This window comes from Ferdinandcohnia sp. GQ5, from assembly GCF_059759275.1.
This window is the reverse complement of record NZ_JCAXEW010000014.1, coordinates 1-17,854: the sequence shown is the minus strand read 5'-3', so window position 1 is coordinate 17,854 and position 17,854 is coordinate 1. Positions and strand designations below refer to the sequence as shown.

Here is a 17,854-nt window from a genome sequence, read left to right as displayed (position 1 = left end):
TTCGCGATGCAAGCTGGAGTGAGAAGGGAGAGTAAGGGTGTACTGGGGTTTCTCAGTACAAGCTGGGGTAAAAAGAGAGCGAGCGTGTCCCGCAAGAGTGGTTTTGCGATACAAGCTGGAGTAAAAAGAGAGTGAGCGTGTCCCGCAAGATTGAGTTCCTTGTACAAGTGGAGAAGAAAGTGCATAAGTGAGAAAAGCCAAACAAAAAAACTTCGAGTAACAAAATAGTTTGTCAAATTTAGGTGTAACGGCTTATAATTCGTTATAGCAGTAGGAAAATCACAAGGAGAGAGCAAAATGATTCGACGTTTTTTTACATATTATAAGCCCCATCGCACTTTGTTTTTAATAGATTTTAGTTGTGCGGTGATTGTTGCGATTCTAGAGCTGGCCTTTCCGCTAGCCGTGCAGTGGTTTATTGATAAACTTTTGCCAACTAATAACTGGTCTGCAATCATATGGGTGAGCATTGGATTGTTAGTATTATATTCAGTTAGCACAGGTCTTCACTTTATTGTAGGCTATTGGGGCCATAAGCTTGGGATTAACATTGAAACAGATATGAGGCAGCAGTTATTCCAACATGTGCAGCGGCAGTCTTTTCGCTTTTTTGATAATACGAAAACAGGTCATATTATGAGCCGCATTACGAATGATTTGTTTGATATTGGTGAGCTTGCTCATCATGGTCCTGAGGATTTGTTCATTGCCATTATGACATTTGTTGGGGCATTTTGGATTATGTTAACGATCAATGTGAAGCTTGCTCTAATTGCGATTATTGTTGTGCCATTTTTAGTATGGTTGATTGCATTTTCAAATGTCCGTATGAATCGTGCATGGAAGGCGATGTATAGCAATATTGCGGATGTAAATGCTAGGGTCGAAGATAGTGTGGCGGGGGCACGTGTTGTCCAATCCTTCACAAATGAAGAATTTGAAATTTCTAGATTTAGAGTTGATAACCGTAAGTTTCGTCGTTCAAAGCTTAGTGCTTATAAAGTAATGGGATCAGCATCTGCTGGTATCTACCTCATGACACGTCTGTTTGTCCTTATCGTGTTAGTAGTCGGTGCGTGGTTAAGCTTTAGCGGGGAGCTTACTTACGGAGAATTAGTTGGATTCGTCTTATATGCCAATGTCCTGTTTAAACCGATTGATAAAATTAGTGCCCTATTGGAACTGTACCCAAAAGGGATGGCTGGTTTCAAACGTTTTACAGAGCTACTCGATATGGAGCCTGAAGTGAAAAATGCGAAAGATGCAATTGCAGTACCATCCCTTCGTGGAGATATTGCGTTTGATCAAGTAACCTTTGGCTATGATGAAAAGCAGGGACCGGTCTTAAAAGATATAAATCTTAAGGTTCATGCTGGAGAGACAGTGGCCTTTGTCGGCCCTTCTGGAGCCGGGAAAACGACTATTTGTTCTTTAATTCCTCGTTTCTACGATGTTGATGGAGGTTCCATTTCGATTGACGGAATGGATATTCGAATAATGACAAAGGAATCGTTGCGTTCCCAGATTGGAATTGTTCAGCAGGATGTTTTCCTTTTTACAGGAACGCTGCGTGAAAATATTGCATACGGATTGCTTGGGGCATCGGATGAACAAATTGAAGAGGCTGCAAGGCGTGCTCACCTGGAGGAGTTTATTGCTGGACTACCAGATGGCTATGAAACACAGGTTGGAGAACGTGGTCTTAAGCTTTCAGGTGGTCAAAAACAACGGATTGCCATCGCTCGAATGTTTTTAAAGAATCCACCAATCTTAATATTGGATGAAGCCACTTCTGCTTTAGATACGGAAACAGAGCAGATTATCCAAAAAGCCTTAACAGAGCTTTCAAAAAATCGCACAACACTTGTTATCGCACACCGTTTGGCTACAATCCGAAATGCAGATCGCATCATCGTGGTGACAGAAGAAGGTATTGCGGAACAAGGTGGACATGATGAACTACTAGAAAAAGGCGGGATCTTCGCAAATCTACATCAGGTCCAATATCAATCATAATAACCAGGAAACCCTGGTTATTTTTTTGTGCCAAATTGGGCCAAAGGTCATATAAAAATTTCAGATAGATGGCGGCCAAACGCACGGAAAAGGGTAGAAGAACAATGAATCTTGTCAGTTTCAATCGGATGGTAGGGAACAAGTAAAATTTATTTGTGAAATTTTATTTCAAAAAATGGTAAATTTGTACGAAAGGATGTTTTATTCTCCTTAACGAACTAAAGAGTATGACGAAAAATTGTAGGGGGAATCGTGCGTGAAAAAGGTGTGTAAGCTATTATTTGTGTTTACCTTTGTCAGTATTTTTTCACTCCAGGGAATCTGGGGCAACCCGGCAGAGGCAAGTGAGGGAGAGGAGCCAAATATTCGGATTGGGGTTGTGCCTTCTGTAGAGTCTTTGGCAGTCGGTGCGGTAAGTAAGTTTGATGTGATTAACAAAGAAACAGGTGAGGTCCTTTTAACAGGTGATAATGAGGAGGTTCAAGTTGAGCTTGCAGGCTCATCTGTTGTAAAAACAAATTATCGATTACAGGTTGCATATTCCACAAGCAATGCTTATATTCAGGATTGGTTACAGCGTGCTGAAACGTTTGGATATTCAACTTATCTTGAAGAATACAATAATGGTTGGCGTTTATTAATCGGAGAATTTCCGTCAGATGCATCTTTTGCGGTAAGAACTGCTTTTAAAGATGAAATTGTGGCAAGAGGATTAGGTGCTAGTGATGCCTACTGGAGATTAATTACAACTGTTGAAGGCGAATCAACAATCAAAGTCTCAAAAGGGGAAACAGCCATCACCACAACAAATCCGATTCAGATTGTTTCAGAGGATTTAGTGACGATTAACGGGAATCAGTATCGTGGAATCGCTGAGGTTGGTTTTAATAGTTCGGGGGCACTTGCGGGAATCAACGAACTGCCAATAGAGGAGTATTTATATGGTGTTGTCCCACGCGAATTACCTCCTGTACCATACGGGGAATTAGAGGCGCAAAAGTCACAAGCCATTGCTGCAAGAACATATGCCTTATCAAATATGGGTAAAAGAGGTAATGACGGGTATGATCTTCTTCCAACAACGTCTGACCAAGTGTATGGTGGTTTTGAGGCTGAACACCCCATTTCGAACGATGCAGTTGATGGTACACGAGGGATTGTTGCAACTTACGAAGGAAAATTAATTACGGCTGTCTTTAATTCTACTAGTGGCGGTTTTTCGGCCAATAATGAAGATGTGTGGAATTCAGACCCTGTTCCATACTTAAGAGGAGTTCCAGATGCACAAAGAGGTAAGGCGTTTGAGCACGTACCCTCTCTTGAGGTCTTCAAAAACAATAGCAACTCCAAATCCCTGCGTGCAGCAAGTGAGGGAGATTTTGAGGCAGATTGGTCTAAATACCATCGCTGGAATTTTGAATGGACAGCCGAAGAAATGAGCGATGTATTGAGTACATCCTTTAACACTGAGGTTGGTAAGGTTTATGAAATTAATGTTTTAGAGCGCTCAAGTTCAGGTCGTGTGCTCGAAATTGAGTTTGTTACGGAGAATGGTACATTTTATGAAACCAAGGATCGCATTCGAACAACTTTAAAATATATTAATGCAAGCGGTAACCAAGCTTCCCTCCTAAGCACGTTGTTCCATATTGAGCCTGTGAAGGATAGTAATAAAGAAGTAACTGGATTTAAAGTATACGGTGGCGGCTGGGGTCATGGTGTTGGCTTGTCGCAAACGGGTGCAGTCGGAATGGCTGAAAAAGGGGCAACCTTTGAGGAAATCCTCAAGCATTATTACCAAGGAATCGACATAGAGGATAGATACTAATAAAGAAGACTCGTGCATGGGCACGAGTCTTTTTCTTATAATTTAAATGAACTTTTCAATGAAACAGTTCGGTTAAAGACCGGTTTGTTAGTTGTAGAGTGTGTTGGATCCACGTTAAAGTAACCATGTCTAAAGAATTGGAATTTGTCATGCGGCTTCACATCTTTCATGTTCGGCTCTACGAATCCATTTAATATCTCAAGAGAGTTTGGATTGACGTAATCGAGGAATGTTTTATCCTCTTCTTCCTCTTTTTCTTCAGCATCTAAAATAAGTGGCTCATACAAACGGAATTCAGCAGGAATCGCTTGTGTTGCCTCAACCCAGTGAATGGTACCTTTTACCTTGCGACCTGTAAAGCCTGTACCACTCTTTGTTTCAGGATCATACGTACAATGAAGCTCCACCACATTTCCTTCCTCATCCTTAATGACTTCTTCACATTTAATGAAATACGCGTGCTTTAGACGAACCTCATTGCCAGGGAAGAGACGGAAATACTTTTTCGGCGGATTTTCCATGAAATCCTCTTGCTCGATGTAAATTTCACGAGAAAATGGAATTTGTCTTGTACCCATTTCTGGATTTTCAGGGTTAATTTCTGCATCCAGCATTTCCACTTGTCCTTCTGGATAGTTGGTGATGACCACCTTAAGAGGATTAATAACCCCCATTGTACGTGGTGCTTTAAGCTTTAAATCTTCACGAACGAAATGCTCAAGCATTTGTGTATCAACGGTTCCGTTGTTTTTCGCAACCCCTAGCTCACGCAAGAATGTACGGATGGCTTCAGGTGTATACCCTTTTCTTCTAAGCCCTGAAATGGTTGGCATGCGTGGGTCATCCCATCCATCCACAAAGCCTTCGTCTACAAGCAGCTTTAGCTTACGCTTACTCATCACCGTATTTGTTAAATTGATACGGCCAAATTCAATTTGTTGTGGCTTACTTTCCATTTCACATTGCTCAACAACCCAATTATAAAAAGGACGTTGATCTTCGAACTCAATCGTACATATAGAATGAGTCACACCTTCAATTGCATCCTCAATAGGATGAGCAAAAGCATACAACGGATAAATGCACCATTTATCACCAGTATTGTGGTGAGTTGTATGTGAAATTCGGTAAATGACAGGGTCACGCAAATTGATGTTCGGTGATTTCATATCAATTTTTGCACGTAAAACTTTTTCACCATTTCCGTACTTACCAGCACGCATGTTTTCGAACAACTCAAGGTTTTCTTCAATTGAACGATCACGATATGGGCTTTCTTTTCCAGGTTCTGTTAGGGTTCCACGATATTCACGGATTTCATCTGCGCTTAAATCGTCGACATAAGCAAGGCCCTTTTTAATGAGTAAAACAGCACGGTCGTACATTTCCTCAAAGTAATTCGATGCAAAAAATAAACCGTCCCAATCATAACCAAGCCATTTCACATCTTCTTTAATCGAGTTCACAAACTCAATGTCCTCTTTTAAAGGGTTTGTATCGTCAAATCGTAGGTTCGTTTTACCTTTAAATTCATCTGCAAGGTCAAAATTTAGAATGATTGATTTAGCATGTCCGATGTGTAAATACCCATTTGGTTCTGGTGGGAAGCGGGTGACAACGTGGTCACGCTTTCCAGTTTCTAAATCGTCGATTATGATATTTCTAATAAAATTTGAAACATTATTATTTTCCACGGCCATAACCTCTTTCGTTATCCTGTACTGGACGCTCAAAAAGTCTTGGTACTATTAATTGCATTGCTTCTTTTTGAACATCGTCTATAATGGATGAATATATCATAAAACCAGAATAATTACCATTATTCTCATGTTTACCAAAGATTAAGTTGATTATTAGGCTGTCTTTCATATAAGCTTTACTTTATCTGAAATTATCAACTTTATTCAGTGGGGGTTAAACCCCACTGAATAAAGTTAAAGCCTCCGGCGGAGACATGCGATTTTTAAAGGAAGTTTTTCAATCAGTAAGATCAAAGACTAAAAGCGCCACTTCCTGTGGCAACGTCTTTATGACCCACTTCCTGTGGGCCTAAATCTGGGCGCAAATACGCCAAGGCGCATTTGAATTTATTGGAGCGAGGTTTTATGGAAAATAAGATTGAAATTATTGAGATCTGCCTGTTAGCGGGAAAGATTATGCTCGAGAGTGGGGCAGAAACCTATCGAGTAGAGGACACAATGAATCGTATGGCTGCCGCTTTTGGGAACGTAACGTCTCAAAGCTATGTAACACCAACGGGAATTATGTTCTCGACAAGTGGTACAGAACCTACAAATATAGTACGAATAAATGAGAGGTCTACTGATTTAGAAAAAGTAACCCTAGTAAATAACATTTCGCGAAAAATTAGCAGCGGGGAATTAACGCTTCAAGAAGCAAAGCGGGAGTTAGAGGAGCTTTCAAAAAAGAACCTTTCTTTTCCGATTTGGATTCAGGTTCTTTCAGCAGCCATAGCTAGCGGTTGCTTTACGATTATGTTCCTTGGGAGTTGGACCGACTTTTTACCAGCTTGTATCGCGGGAGGAGTGGGCTTTGCCTTTTTTTTCTTCCTTCATCAGCTGGTTCGAATAAAGTTCTTTGCGGAATTTATGGCGTCATTTTTAATTGGAATGATTGCCTATCTGTTTATTGTAACTGGACTTGGGGCTGAACTCGATAAAATTATTATCGGTTCTGTCATGCCACTTGTACCTGGTTTATTGATTACAAATGCCGTTCGTGATTTAATTGCAGGACACCTTGTTTCGGGGATTTCAAAGGGGGCGGAAGCATTTCTAACTGCTTTTGCCATTGGAACGGGAGTAGCGGTAGTTCTCGCTATTTTCTAAGTTGAAAGGAGTTTAAAATGCTTTCCCATCTGATTACAAGCTTAATTGCTTCAAGTACATTTGGAATCATCTTCAACGTTCCGAAAAAGTCGCTTATTAAATGTGGGTTTGTCGGAATGATTGGCTGGATGTTATATATCTTTTTATTTCTACAAGGGATTGATGCTGTATATGCGACACTTGCTGCCTCTTTTTTAGTTGCAGTCATCAGCCATATCTTTGCAAAGGTCTATAAAAACCCAGTGATTATCTACAGCATCGTTGGAATCATCCCCTTAGTACCTGGTGGAATCTCATACGACGCAATGAGGAATTTTGTTGAAAATGACTATTCAACAGCACTCCCACTAGCAGCAAGGGCATTTATGATTTCTGGCGCGATTGCCTTCGGACTTGTCTTATCCGAGGTACTAAACCAGTTGATTTTTAGGAGAAAGAAGAGAGTTTAGTTGAAGCTTCCGGAATATCATATTCCTGGAGGCTTTTTATTTTGGATAGGTGTATGGCTAGAGCCTTTGGTCCGAATAAAAAGTTCATGAAATATAAAGGAATCTCGGCATATTCATAGAAAGTAAGGGTGTATAATATTTGGTCACACAAACACCAGCCTCAAACCGAAGGGAGACGTCTATGAGCAAAAACGATGGCATTTATAATGATTTATCGAAGGACATGACATATGGTGACTATCTTCAATTAGATACATTACTCTCGAGCCAGCATCGCCTTTCCGAGCATCATGATGAAATGCTTTTTATTATTATCCACCAAACAAGTGAGCTTTGGATGAAGCTTATTTTACATGAAATTAAAGCTGCAAAAGCGTCTATCTTAAAAAACGACCTCGAACCTGCTTTTAAGATGCTATCAAGGGTATCAAAAATTCAGCAGCAATTAATTCAATCCTGGGATGTCCTTTCAACATTAACACCTTCTGAGTATATAGAATTTAGGGGGCAACTTGGAAAGTCATCAGGCTTCCAATCCTATCAAAATCGGTTAATCGAGTTTGCACTGGGCCATAAGAAGCCCAATGTGCTAGGGGTATATAAGCATCAACCTGAAATTTACAAACAGGTTGAAAATGCGCTTCAAGAAAGAAGTATCTATGATGCTGCTATCTTAGCTCTTTCAAAAAGAGGCTTTCACATTGATGAATCGTACCTTAAAAGGGATTGGACGGAGGATTATCAGGCAAATGATAGTGTTGAACAGGCCTGGCTAGAAGTCTATCAAAACGTAGAAAAGTATTGGGATTTTTACGAACTCGCGGAGAAGTTAGTTGATATTGAATCTCACCAGCAGAAATGGCGCTATAACCACATGATTACGGTTGAAAGAATTATCGGATATAAGAGAGGGACTGGTGGCTCGGCGGGAGTTGAATACTTAAAGCAGGTAATTAACCATCGCTTTTTCCCAGAGTTGTGGAATATGCGGACGAAATTATAAAGGGGCTTTATGCAAATATGGAGATACAAATTCAAGCCGTTTCAAAAGAGGAAGAAGACGTTTTACATAATCTCATGCAATTTTATATCTATGAATTTACGAAGTATATGAGTAGTATAACGATAAAAGAAAATGGCTGTTTTGATAGATTTAATCTGGATGTCTATTGGTCTGAGCGTAATCATCATGCATATTTTGTAAAAGTGGATGGTTTACTTGCAGGATTTGTGTTACTTCAAAGTCAATCAGAGAAAGAACCCAATTCAATAGAAGAATTTTTTATCATGAGAGGTTATGAAGGCAAAGGTATTGGCTCCCGTGTTGCCGAGGAAATCTTTTCAATGTTTCCTGGAAGGTGGCATGTACGACAGTCGGAAAAGAATGAACGTGCCCGGGTGTTTTGGAGAAATATCATTTCAAAATGTACGACGGGAAACTTTGAGGAACGAATTGATGAAAGAAACTGTTCGATTCAAGAGTTTACTATAGAAGAAAGTATATAAGGGGTTCACCAAATGGTGAACTCCTTATTTGATCATAAATTCCTCAAACGGCAAGTAATAAACGGGGTAATGTTCAAGCTGTTCAAAGCCTAGTTTCTTTGCAATTGCAATCGAGTCTTTGCGAAACGACTCCGTTGTCCAGTGAGGGGTTACATCCCGTCTTATACAATCTTCGATAAATGCCCTGGCCATTGCGGTAGCAAGTCCTTTGCCCCGGTGGTTTGTGTCATATGTATTAATTCCAATTTCATATTCATTTTCAGATACAAAGACAGAGAGACAAGTTCCAATCACGTTTGATCCTTGAACAACAGCGTAGCCGAAGCCCTTTTGGAAAAATGGACCAAGGGATTCTCCCCAAAATTTTATGATTTCGTTTTTAACAATATCATCTCTATCTCTTTCAATTAGCTCCTGACTTATGGGTTGTACCTCATATCCTTCAGGCACATCTTTAGAATCACTAGAATTAAACCATTCTTTATGAAAAACAAACGGCACACGCTCCCCCTTCAAAAGGGAAACTCTCGTAAAAATGGATTCAACAGATCCATTCCATTCATGGTTTGGGTAAATTTCGAGATTTAAAGTATCCTCCTCTGGGAGTGCCTCAAGGCGGATTTCAGATGCGATATATTCCTCAAGTTCTGAGTTAAACTTCTCATTATCAATCCTACCGCAAAGATAGAACATCTCATTTTTTGCCCAAATAAAGGCGGTTTTAGGATTTCTCTCGTTATCTACGTAAATCTCACCGAGATTATTACCATCAATCACTCCATGCATAACTGGATGGTTTTCTAATCCAGTGAGGAGTGGTTTCACAATTTTAAACTTAACAGCATCGAGCTTCATAATCATTTTCTTCACGACCTTTTATCGATTCAGGTGTCTTCTTGAATCCTGTTACAACAATTATTCTCCAAATCGAGTAAAATTTCCTTTAGTCTCTGGAACTTTTGTGTAAAATAAAGAGGATGAATGTAATGGAGGAAAGTGACATGATTACGATGAAAGAAATTGCGAAGCTGGCTAATGTCTCTAGTGCAACTGTTTCGCGTGTGCTGAACAATTCAGGATATGTGAGTGATGACGTTCGCAAACGGATTTTAAAAATCATTGATGAAACTGGTTATATACCAAGTGAGCATGCGAAGGCATTACGGACAAAGCAATCCAATGTCATTGGTGTCATTTTACCAAAATTAAGTACTGAGACAGCTAGTAGAATTGTAAGTGGAATCAGTGAAGAACTAGCCAAACACGGCTATCAAATACTATTAACCAATACAAATCTTGATCCGAAAAAAGAAATCGAGTATGTAAAACTTTTAAAAAGCAAACAGGTTGATGGTATCATTCTTCTTGCCACAAACCGAAGTGAGACACTACTTAAGGAAATCGAAAAACTTCGCATCCCTTTTGTGGCGACTGGACAGGAATTTGAGGGGATACCTTCTGTTATTAACAATAACTACGGGGCTGCAAAAGACATCACCAATCTCCTAATCAATAAAGGCCATACTAAAATTGCTTTTATCGGTGTAGACGAGTCAGATTATGAGGTAGGATTCAAGCGTAAAGCGGGATACTTAGCGGCGCTGAAGGAAAGCCAATTACCGGTTATAGATCAGTGGATCCAAAAAGGGGAGTTCACGATTGAGTCAGGCTATATGATGGCAAAAGAGATCATTGAATCTTCTTCTGAAAAACCAACTGCAATTGTCGCGGTTACAGATCGTTTAGCAATAGGCACCATGGAATACCTGAAAGAACAAGGTTTACATGTTCCAAAGGATATTGCTCTAACAGGTATGGGCGCGTCCGATTTATCAAAATATATCACCCCTAAATTAACTACAGTTGATCTATTAAGTGAGCATACTGGAGCGGAAGCAGCCAAGACATTATTACAGATGTTGCAGGAAGGGATTTCCTTAGAAAAAAAACAAATCGACTATAGACTAATAATTAGAGATAGTATATAATCGGTTTTGTAATGAATGTGTAATCGATTACACACAGGACATTAATTTTTTTGAGTGATGTGTAATCGATTACCTATTAACATAATTCAGCAGAAACACTGCTGAATTATGTTAAGGCCTCCGGCGGATGCCACAGATTTTCAATGGAAACTTTTCGAGCTTAAGATCAAAGACTAAGTACGCCACTTCCTGTGGCAACGTCTTTGTGACCCTCATCGTGTGGGCCTAAAAAATCTGGGCGCAAATACCTCAAGGCGTATTTGATTTTTAACGAATGTGTAATCGATTACACACAAACACTATTTAATAGAGGTGATAGTAATGTCAGAAAATCGTCGAATTGCTGAAGAAATTATTGCAGCGGTTGGTGGTAAAGAAAACATCCTTTCTGCCGCACACTGTGCGACAAGATTACGAATTATGGTACAAGATAAAGAAAAAATCAACCTAGAAAAGATTGAGAATGTAGATAAGGTTAAGGGGGCATTCTTTAACTCCGGTCAATTCCAAGTCATCCTTGGTACAGGAACAGTAAATCGTATTTATGAAGAAGTCGAGAAACTTGGAATTGAAACATCAACGAAGGCCGACCAATCAAAAGAGGCAGCGAAAAGTGGAAATGCCTTTCAACGTGCTATCAGAGCATTCGGTGACGTGTTCGTTCCAATCATTCCAGCTTTAGTTGCAACAGGTCTTTTCATGGGTGTACGAGGCTTAGTGATGCAGGAACAAATCCTTGCATGGTTTGGCTTAACTCCTGCTAGTATCCCTGAAAACTTCATTTTATTCACACAAATTTTAACGGATACAGCCTTTATTTTCTTACCGGCCCTAGTAGCATGGTCAACTTTCCGCGTGTTTGGAGGAAACCCAACTATCGGACTCATACTAGGATTAATGTTAGTTAGTCCATCATTGCCAAATGCATGGGGAGTTGCAGGCGGTGATGTTGAACCACTGAAATTCTTTGGATTTATCCCAGTGGTTGGTTATCAAGGTTCCGTGATCCCAGCATTTATCACAGGTATTGTTGGTGCCAAGCTTGAAAAATGGATTCGTAAACGTGTACCAGAAGCATTGGATCTAATTGTAACGCCGTTTTTAACATTACTAATCATGATTGCTTTAGCACTCTTTGCAATTGGACCGGTATTCCACACAGTTGAAAACCTGATTTTAGACGCAACAGTAGCGGTACTTGAGTGGCCATTTGGATTAGCGGGTATTGTCATTGGAGCCTTAAACCAAATCATCGTTATTACAGGTGTCCATCACGTCTTTAACTTATTAGAAATACAACTACTTGAAAACTTCGGCAATAATCCATATAACGCGATTGTTACTTGTGCAACTGCAGCACAAGGTGGAGCTGCTTTAGCTGTAGGATTAAAAACAAAATCAAAAAAATTAAAAGCTTTAGCACTACCATCATCATTATCGGCATTTTTAGGAATAACAGAACCAGCTATTTTCGGGGTTAACCTTCGTTATGGAAAACCGTTTATTATGGGTATTATCGGTGGTGGTGTTGGTGGTTTCTTTGCCTCAATCTTTGGACTAAAAGCAACAGGGATGGCAATCACCGTAATTCCTGGAACACTGCTTTATCTAAATGGACAAATTTTGCTCTATATTCTCGTGAACGTAATCGCAGTAGCGGTAGCATTCATACTAACTTGGATGTTCGGTTATTCAGATAAAATGCTAGAAGGCAAGTAATGACTTGCCTTCTTTACGTAAGGAGTTCATCATGAATCAACATGAATTAATAGAAAAGGCAAATCAAGAAGTTGAGCGAAATAGGGAAATGGTAGAAAGTGATCCGTATCGTTTGCGATTTCACCTAATGCCCCCAGTTGGTTTGTTAAATGATCCAAATGGCTTCATTCAATTTAAGGGGGTATACCACTTGTTTTATCAGTGGAACCCTTTTGAAACAACACACGGTGCGAAGTTTTGGGGACATTATACCTCAAAGGATTTCATAAACTGGGAGCACCAACCAATTGCTCTAGCTCCAAGCGAATGGTATGAGAAAAATGGCTGTTATTCAGGAAGTGCCATCGAGCATGAAGGAAAAATGGTGTTATTTTATACAGGAAATGTGAAGGATGAAAATGGGGACCGTGAGACGTATCAATGTATGGCAGTTTCACAGGATGGAATTACGTTTGAGAAAAAGGGACCCGTCATTTATCTTCCAGAAGGCTATACCGCTCATTTTCGTGACCCAAAGGTTTGGAAAAAAGAAGATACGTGGTATATGGTGCTAGGAGCACAAGACGAAGACAAGCAGGGGAAGGTTGTTCTTTATTCCTCTACAGACCTTATGAATTGGAATTTGCTCGGTCCACTAACGGGCTCGGCGATGAATCAACTTGGGCCATTCGGTTACATGTGGGAATGCCCGGATTTGTTCGAGTTAGACGGGAAGGATGTTCTGCTTGTTTCACCTCAAGGGCTTGAGCCAGAGGGAGACGTATATCATAATTTATTCCAAGCAGGTTATTTTGTTGGCGAGTTAGATTATCAAAAAGCTTCTTATCAGCATGGCTCTTTTACTGAATTAGATCGCGGGTTTGACTTCTATGCTCCGCAAACAACCGTTGATGAAAAAGGAAGAAGACTCCTTTTTGCATGGATGGGAATTACGGATGATAATGAAAAATATCAACCGACTATTGAAAAAGGTTGGATCCATGCGATGACCCTGCCACGTGTTCTTACACGTAAAGGGGAAAAAATTGTGCAGCAGCCAGTGGAAGAGTTGCAGCTGTTACGTAAAAATGAAGTGTCCTATAATGAGGTTCAAATCATAACATCTAATGTTACTCTTGAAGGGATAAAAGGAGAGGCGCTTGAACTCCTTTTTGATGAAATAATTTACGAAGGGGACTCCTTTGAAATCAATTTTAGAGGTGGAGCAAGGTTCGAATATTCTTCGAAACTAGGAAAAATGAGGCTCCAGCGCAAAAACTTTAAGGATGGAAGCATAGAATCACGCCATTGTAAGATTGATGCGGTGAAAAAACTACACGTGTTTATAGATACTTCTTCGATTGAGATTTTCGTGAATGATGGAGAAGAAGTGTTTACAGCAAGGTATTATACAGATGTTGCGGATCAAACCATAACATTCTCAGCCCTTGGAAGGGTACAGTTTGATTTGAAGAAATGGGATTTGGGCTAAGGTACACGCTCGGAGTTAAAAGACTTGAGCTTGTTCTTTAGAATGGTTTCGCGGTACATGCTCAACGCCTAAAGGCTCGAGCGTGACCTGCAAGAAGGGCCTCGCGTACATGCTCAACGTCAAAAGGCACAAGCGTGTCCCGCAAGAAGGGCCTCGCGGTACATGCTCAACGCCTAAAGGCTCAAGCGTGTCCCACAAGAAGGGCCTCGCGTACATGCTCAACGTCAAAAGGCTCAAGCGTGTCCCGCAAGAAGTGTTTCGCGGTACATGCTCGACACCTAAAATCCTAAGCATGTACTTTTAGCCCCTAAAAATAAGTTTAAACGAAAGAAAGTGATGCGATGAAACAGGGTGTTATTTGTTTAGGTGAAGCATTAATCGATTTCATTCCACTTGACCAAGACAATATGCAGTTTCTCAAGAGTCCTGGAGGTGCACCGGCGAATGTTGCGGTAGGTGCAGCAAGACTTGGTGCAAAGTCGTCATTCATCGGGAAAGTTGGGGATGATGTTCTTGGCAATTTTTTAAAAGTGACTTTGGAGAATTATAATGTTCAAACGGAAACGATGTACCTTTCAAATGAAGTTCGTACAGCTATTACGTTTGTTACATTGGGAGAAGATGGTGAGCGAGAGTTTTCGTTTTATATCGAAAAAACCGCGGACCGCTATTTAACTCCTGAAGAGATTCCAGTGTCTCTTTTTGATGAGCATAATGTGTTCCACTTTGGTTCAATCTCTCTCATTGATGACCCGGCGGAGTCAGCGACGAAGAGGGCGCTCCAGCTGGCGAAGGAAAAAGGTTTAGTCGTTTCCTATGATCCAAACCTAAGGCCAATGCTATGGAAGGATTTAGACATAGCGAAACAGAAAATCACTTCTATGCTTCGTGAGGCAGATGTCGTGAAATTATCAGAGGTTGAGTTAGAGTTTATTACAGGTGAGAAAGATATTGAACGTGGTGTTACAAAACTAGCACAATACAATATTCCACTATTTTTCATCACGCTTGGTAAGGATGGAGTGCATGCTTTCTTTAAGGGAGAGTCCATTTTTGTGGAAGCGAGAAAGGTAAAAAGCGTGGATACAACAGGTGCAGGAGATGCGTTTGTGTCTGGATTGTTGTACCAGTTCAGCCGTAGAGATAAAGAGATAGTAGAATATTCGCTTGACGAAATCAAGGAGATTGCTACGTTTGCTAGTGTATCCGGTGCACTTGCAGTATCACAAAAAGGAGCCATGTCTGCATTGCCGACACTTGAGCAAGTTCAGGCATTTTTAGCTAAAAAATGAGGTGGATCAATTGAGAGTCCGCCATTTAATTGTGATATAGTAGTGTGTTCAAACCAAAAAAAGGTGGATCCCAACGAGGGAATCCACCTTTTCTCTTACAATGACTTTTCTAATTCAAACCAATATGTGCATAGCGTTTCCAACCCTTTGTCAAAATTCTCGAGGTGGAAATGCTCGTTTGGTGCATGGAAATTTTCAGTTGGTAGTCCGAATCCCATTAACACAATTGGCGCATGTAGGACTTGATCTAGGGTTGAGATAATTGGCAATGTACCGCCACCGCGTGTAAATGAGGTAGGCACCTTATATACTTGCTCATAAGCACGACTTGCTGCTTGAATGGCAGGGTGGTCAAATGGAGTTACATATGGTGCACCTTTGTCAAAAAGCTGCAAGCTCACTTCAATTCCAACCGGTTTATTTTTCTCAATATGTTGTTTAAGTTGTTCGACGATTACATCAGGATCTTGATTCGGAACAAGTCGACATGTGATTTTTGCATGTGCCTCAGAAGGAATTACTGTTTTAATACCCTCACCTTGGAACCCTCCGTAGATTCCGTTAATATCGAGAGTTGGTCGGACCCAAGTGCGCTCAAGATAACTATAGCCCTTCTCTCCAAAAAGAGCAGGGACACCAAGCTCTTGACGTTGCTTCTCCTCATCGAAATTTAAATCTTTAAATGCTTGTCTTTCCTCCTCAGTTATTGGAAGAACATCATCATAGAACCCTTCAACAGTCACTTTTCCGTCTTCATTATGGAAAGAATCTAGTAATTGCACAAGTGCATTAATCGGATTATGTACGCCACCACCATAGAGGCCAGAATGTAGGTCACTTTTTGCACCTTTTATATCAATTTGAAGGCCTGCAAGTCCTCGTACTCCATAGCTAATGGTCGGTTTTCCGCGTTCATTCATACTAGTATCAGAAACTACGATAACATCTGCTGCAAGAAGTTCTTTGTTTTCCTCAACAAATGCTGGAAGACTCGGACTACCGATTTCCTCTTCACCTTCAATAAGAAACTTGAAGTTTAGTGGCAGGTTTCCTTCCGTTTTTAAAATCGTTTCCAAAGCCTTAAAATGCATAAACGTTTGGCCTTTGTCATCACTAGCCCCACGTGCAAAGATTTTATCGTCGCGAATTTCTGGCTCGAACGGAGGGCTGTCCCATAAATGAAGTGGGTCCACTGGTTGAACATCATAGTGTCCATAAATTAAAACAGTTGGCTTTCCTTCTGCGTGAAGCCAGTCCCCATATACGACTGGATGTCCTTCAGTAGGATGAATGCTGACATTGTCTATACCAATATTTCGTAGGCTTTGAGCAACCCATTCTGCAGTTGCGTTTACATCTTCTTTGTGATCAGGCAGTGCACTGATACTAGGGATTGAAAGGAATTTGGAAAGTTCCTCTAAATGAGAATCTCTGTTTTCTTTTAGATAGGTTTGGATGTTTTTGTTCAAAGTTGTCTCCTCCTTTTTTGATGTGCAATAAACAACTCTATTACATTATTTTACATCAATTAAATGAATAGGGAAATAATTTAGAATTTTAATAACTAAAACAAAAGCACTAAAATATAATTTCATAAAATGATACAAAAGTATGAAGGTAAATTTTAATAATGTAAAGAAATAGAGTCTATACCAAAAATTTCTTTTCAATGCACAAAGGGGCAGGTTTAAAAACAAAAGGGGAGTGGGGAAGTATATGCTGATTAGAAAGGCACGTAAGTTTTTGGGAGTTATGGTCATGATTGTTCTTGTAACAAGTCTTTTTTCGCAGGTTGGACAAGCTTCGGCAGCTGAAGAAAACAGATCGTGGAAAGAATACACAGAAAAAATTATGGCGAAGGATAAAGATGTTGGAACCGTAGAGCTAGAGCTTCAGGGCACCTTTAAGCTTGCGAAAATTTATGATGTGACCCTAAAAGGGGAAAACAGAGTGTACCAAAAATCTCTTGCTGATGTAAGAGTTGGTGCGGAAAATGTAACTGTTCGCGTGAATCACAAAAACGAGATTACGAAAATTTTTATCGATGGGCCGACTCCGATTGAAACAATGAGGGTTGGAATCATGACAACAAACTTCGCATCTATTGACCACGATACAATTGTGTTAAGTTCTCAAGCGGGACTTGAAATTGTGGATAAAGTGGCAGAGGAAACATTCACAATTCCAGCAAATGAGAAAGTAACCTTTACATCTTCTGAAAGTGAAATCACATTAACGAATGCTACTGGAGAGGTTTTATACACAACACAGAATCGACTTTATGCTTTTACTGAAGAGGGAAGTAAAATAAAGGTTGAAAATATTACACGGGCAAGTGGAGACCCATCCTACCGTGGGTTCTTTGAAATAACAACATCACAAGCAGGAGATCAATTGAATTTAATCAATGAAGTTGATTTCGAGCAATACTTATATCAAGTTGTTCCGAGTGAAATGCCAGCCTACTTTGGAGTAAATGCACTAAAGGCACAAGCAGTTGCCGCTAGAACCTATGCGTTAGGCGACTACTTAAGCGACCGTTTTGCAAAGGATGGATTCTTTGTATTAGATAGTGTCATGAGTCAGGTTTATAACAATACTCCAGAAAATGCTGCTACAACACAGGCTGTAGATGAAACAGCGGGAATCATTATGTTAGGTGAAGATGGCAGTTTAGTAGATGCACGATACTATTCAACCTCAGGGGGCTACGGGGCGTCTAAACACCAGGTTTGG

14 protein-coding genes are annotated in these 17,854 nt (G+C 40.2%); 11 read left to right on the top strand and 3 right to left on the bottom strand.

Features of this window, described 5'->3' with window-relative positions; all coding sequences use genetic code 11:
• The first annotated feature begins 297 nt into the window (after nucleotides 1-297).
• Complete coding sequence (locus tag AC6CHV_RS16885; protein WP_440273413.1) at nucleotides 298-2,016, top strand: ABC transporter ATP-binding protein; 1,719 nt, start codon at nucleotides 298-300, stop codon at nucleotides 2,014-2,016.
• Between the two features lie 256 nt (nucleotides 2,017-2,272).
• Nucleotides 2,273-3,844, top strand: a complete 1,572-nt coding sequence (locus tag AC6CHV_RS16880) for a SpoIID/LytB domain-containing protein (protein ID WP_498079287.1) — start codon at nucleotides 2,273-2,275, stop codon at nucleotides 3,842-3,844.
• Nucleotides 3,845-3,879: 35 nt separating this feature from the next.
• Here the strand turns inward: AC6CHV_RS16880 and AC6CHV_RS16875 are convergent, their stop codons facing one another.
• Entirely contained in the window at nucleotides 3,880-5,544 is a 1,665-nt protein-coding gene (locus AC6CHV_RS16875) for a glutamine--tRNA ligase/YqeY domain fusion protein (protein ID WP_440273411.1), read from the bottom strand.
• A 405-nt stretch (nucleotides 5,545-5,949) separates the two neighbouring features.
• Here AC6CHV_RS16875 and AC6CHV_RS16870 point away from each other — a divergent pair, with 405 nt between their 5' ends.
• The 4 genes from AC6CHV_RS16870 to AC6CHV_RS16855 all read left to right on the top strand — a co-directional run bounded on the left by AC6CHV_RS16870 (nucleotide 5,950) and on the right by AC6CHV_RS16855 (nucleotide 8,648).
• Nucleotides 5,950-6,693, top strand: a complete 744-nt coding sequence (locus AC6CHV_RS16870) for a threonine/serine exporter family protein (RefSeq protein ID WP_341333335.1) — start codon at nucleotides 5,950-5,952, stop codon at nucleotides 6,691-6,693.
• 17 nt (nucleotides 6,694-6,710) lie between these two features.
• Nucleotides 6,711-7,142 (top strand): threonine/serine exporter family protein, encoded by a 432-nt coding sequence (locus tag AC6CHV_RS16865; RefSeq protein WP_341333334.1) that lies wholly within the window; start codon nucleotides 6,711-6,713, stop codon nucleotides 7,140-7,142.
• A gap of 181 nt (nucleotides 7,143-7,323) precedes the next feature.
• Entirely contained in the window at nucleotides 7,324-8,145 is an 822-nt protein-coding gene (kynA, locus tag AC6CHV_RS16860) for a tryptophan 2,3-dioxygenase (RefSeq protein ID WP_498079286.1), read from the top strand.
• 17 nt (nucleotides 8,146-8,162) lie between these two features.
• Entirely contained in the window at nucleotides 8,163-8,648 is a 486-nt protein-coding gene (locus tag AC6CHV_RS16855; RefSeq protein ID WP_498079285.1) for a GNAT family N-acetyltransferase, read from the top strand.
• A 24-nt stretch (nucleotides 8,649-8,672) separates the two neighbouring features.
• Here the strand turns inward: AC6CHV_RS16855 and AC6CHV_RS16850 are convergent, their stop codons facing one another.
• Complete coding sequence (locus AC6CHV_RS16850; RefSeq protein ID WP_498079284.1) at nucleotides 8,673-9,509, bottom strand: GNAT family N-acetyltransferase; 837 nt, start codon at nucleotides 9,507-9,509, stop codon at nucleotides 8,673-8,675.
• Between the two features lie 140 nt (nucleotides 9,510-9,649).
• Here AC6CHV_RS16850 and AC6CHV_RS16845 point away from each other — a divergent pair, with 140 nt between their 5' ends.
• From AC6CHV_RS16845 to AC6CHV_RS16830, 4 genes are all read left to right on the top strand, one after another.
• Nucleotides 9,650-10,636 carry a LacI family DNA-binding transcriptional regulator gene (locus AC6CHV_RS16845; RefSeq protein WP_341333330.1) on the top strand — a complete coding sequence of 329 codons (987 nt, stop codon included), beginning with the start codon at nucleotides 9,650-9,652 and terminating at the stop codon, nucleotides 10,634-10,636.
• A gap of 321 nt (nucleotides 10,637-10,957) precedes the next feature.
• Nucleotides 10,958-12,355 (top strand): sucrose-specific PTS transporter subunit IIBC, encoded by a 1,398-nt coding sequence (locus AC6CHV_RS16840; RefSeq protein ID WP_498079283.1) that lies wholly within the window; start codon nucleotides 10,958-10,960, stop codon nucleotides 12,353-12,355.
• Between the two features lie 31 nt (nucleotides 12,356-12,386).
• Nucleotides 12,387-13,826, top strand: a complete 1,440-nt coding sequence (locus AC6CHV_RS16835; RefSeq protein WP_498079282.1) for a sucrose-6-phosphate hydrolase — start codon at nucleotides 12,387-12,389, stop codon at nucleotides 13,824-13,826.
• A 341-nt stretch (nucleotides 13,827-14,167) separates the two neighbouring features.
• Nucleotides 14,168-15,118: a PfkB family carbohydrate kinase gene (locus tag AC6CHV_RS16830; RefSeq protein WP_498079281.1), complete on the top strand. Its 951-nt coding sequence runs from the start codon at nucleotides 14,168-14,170 to the stop codon at nucleotides 15,116-15,118.
• Nucleotides 15,119-15,213: 95 nt separating this feature from the next.
• Here AC6CHV_RS16830 and AC6CHV_RS16825 read toward each other — a convergent pair whose 3' ends face one another.
• Nucleotides 15,214-16,587 (bottom strand): dipeptidase, encoded by a 1,374-nt coding sequence (locus tag AC6CHV_RS16825; protein ID WP_498079280.1) that lies wholly within the window; start codon nucleotides 16,585-16,587, stop codon nucleotides 15,214-15,216.
• 247 nt (nucleotides 16,588-16,834) lie between these two features.
• On the opposite strand from AC6CHV_RS16825, the gene AC6CHV_RS16820 reads away from it, so the two are divergent.
• The coding region (locus AC6CHV_RS16820) for a SpoIID/LytB domain-containing protein (RefSeq protein WP_498079279.1) at nucleotides 16,835-17,854 on the top strand (1,020 nt) is incomplete at its 3' end.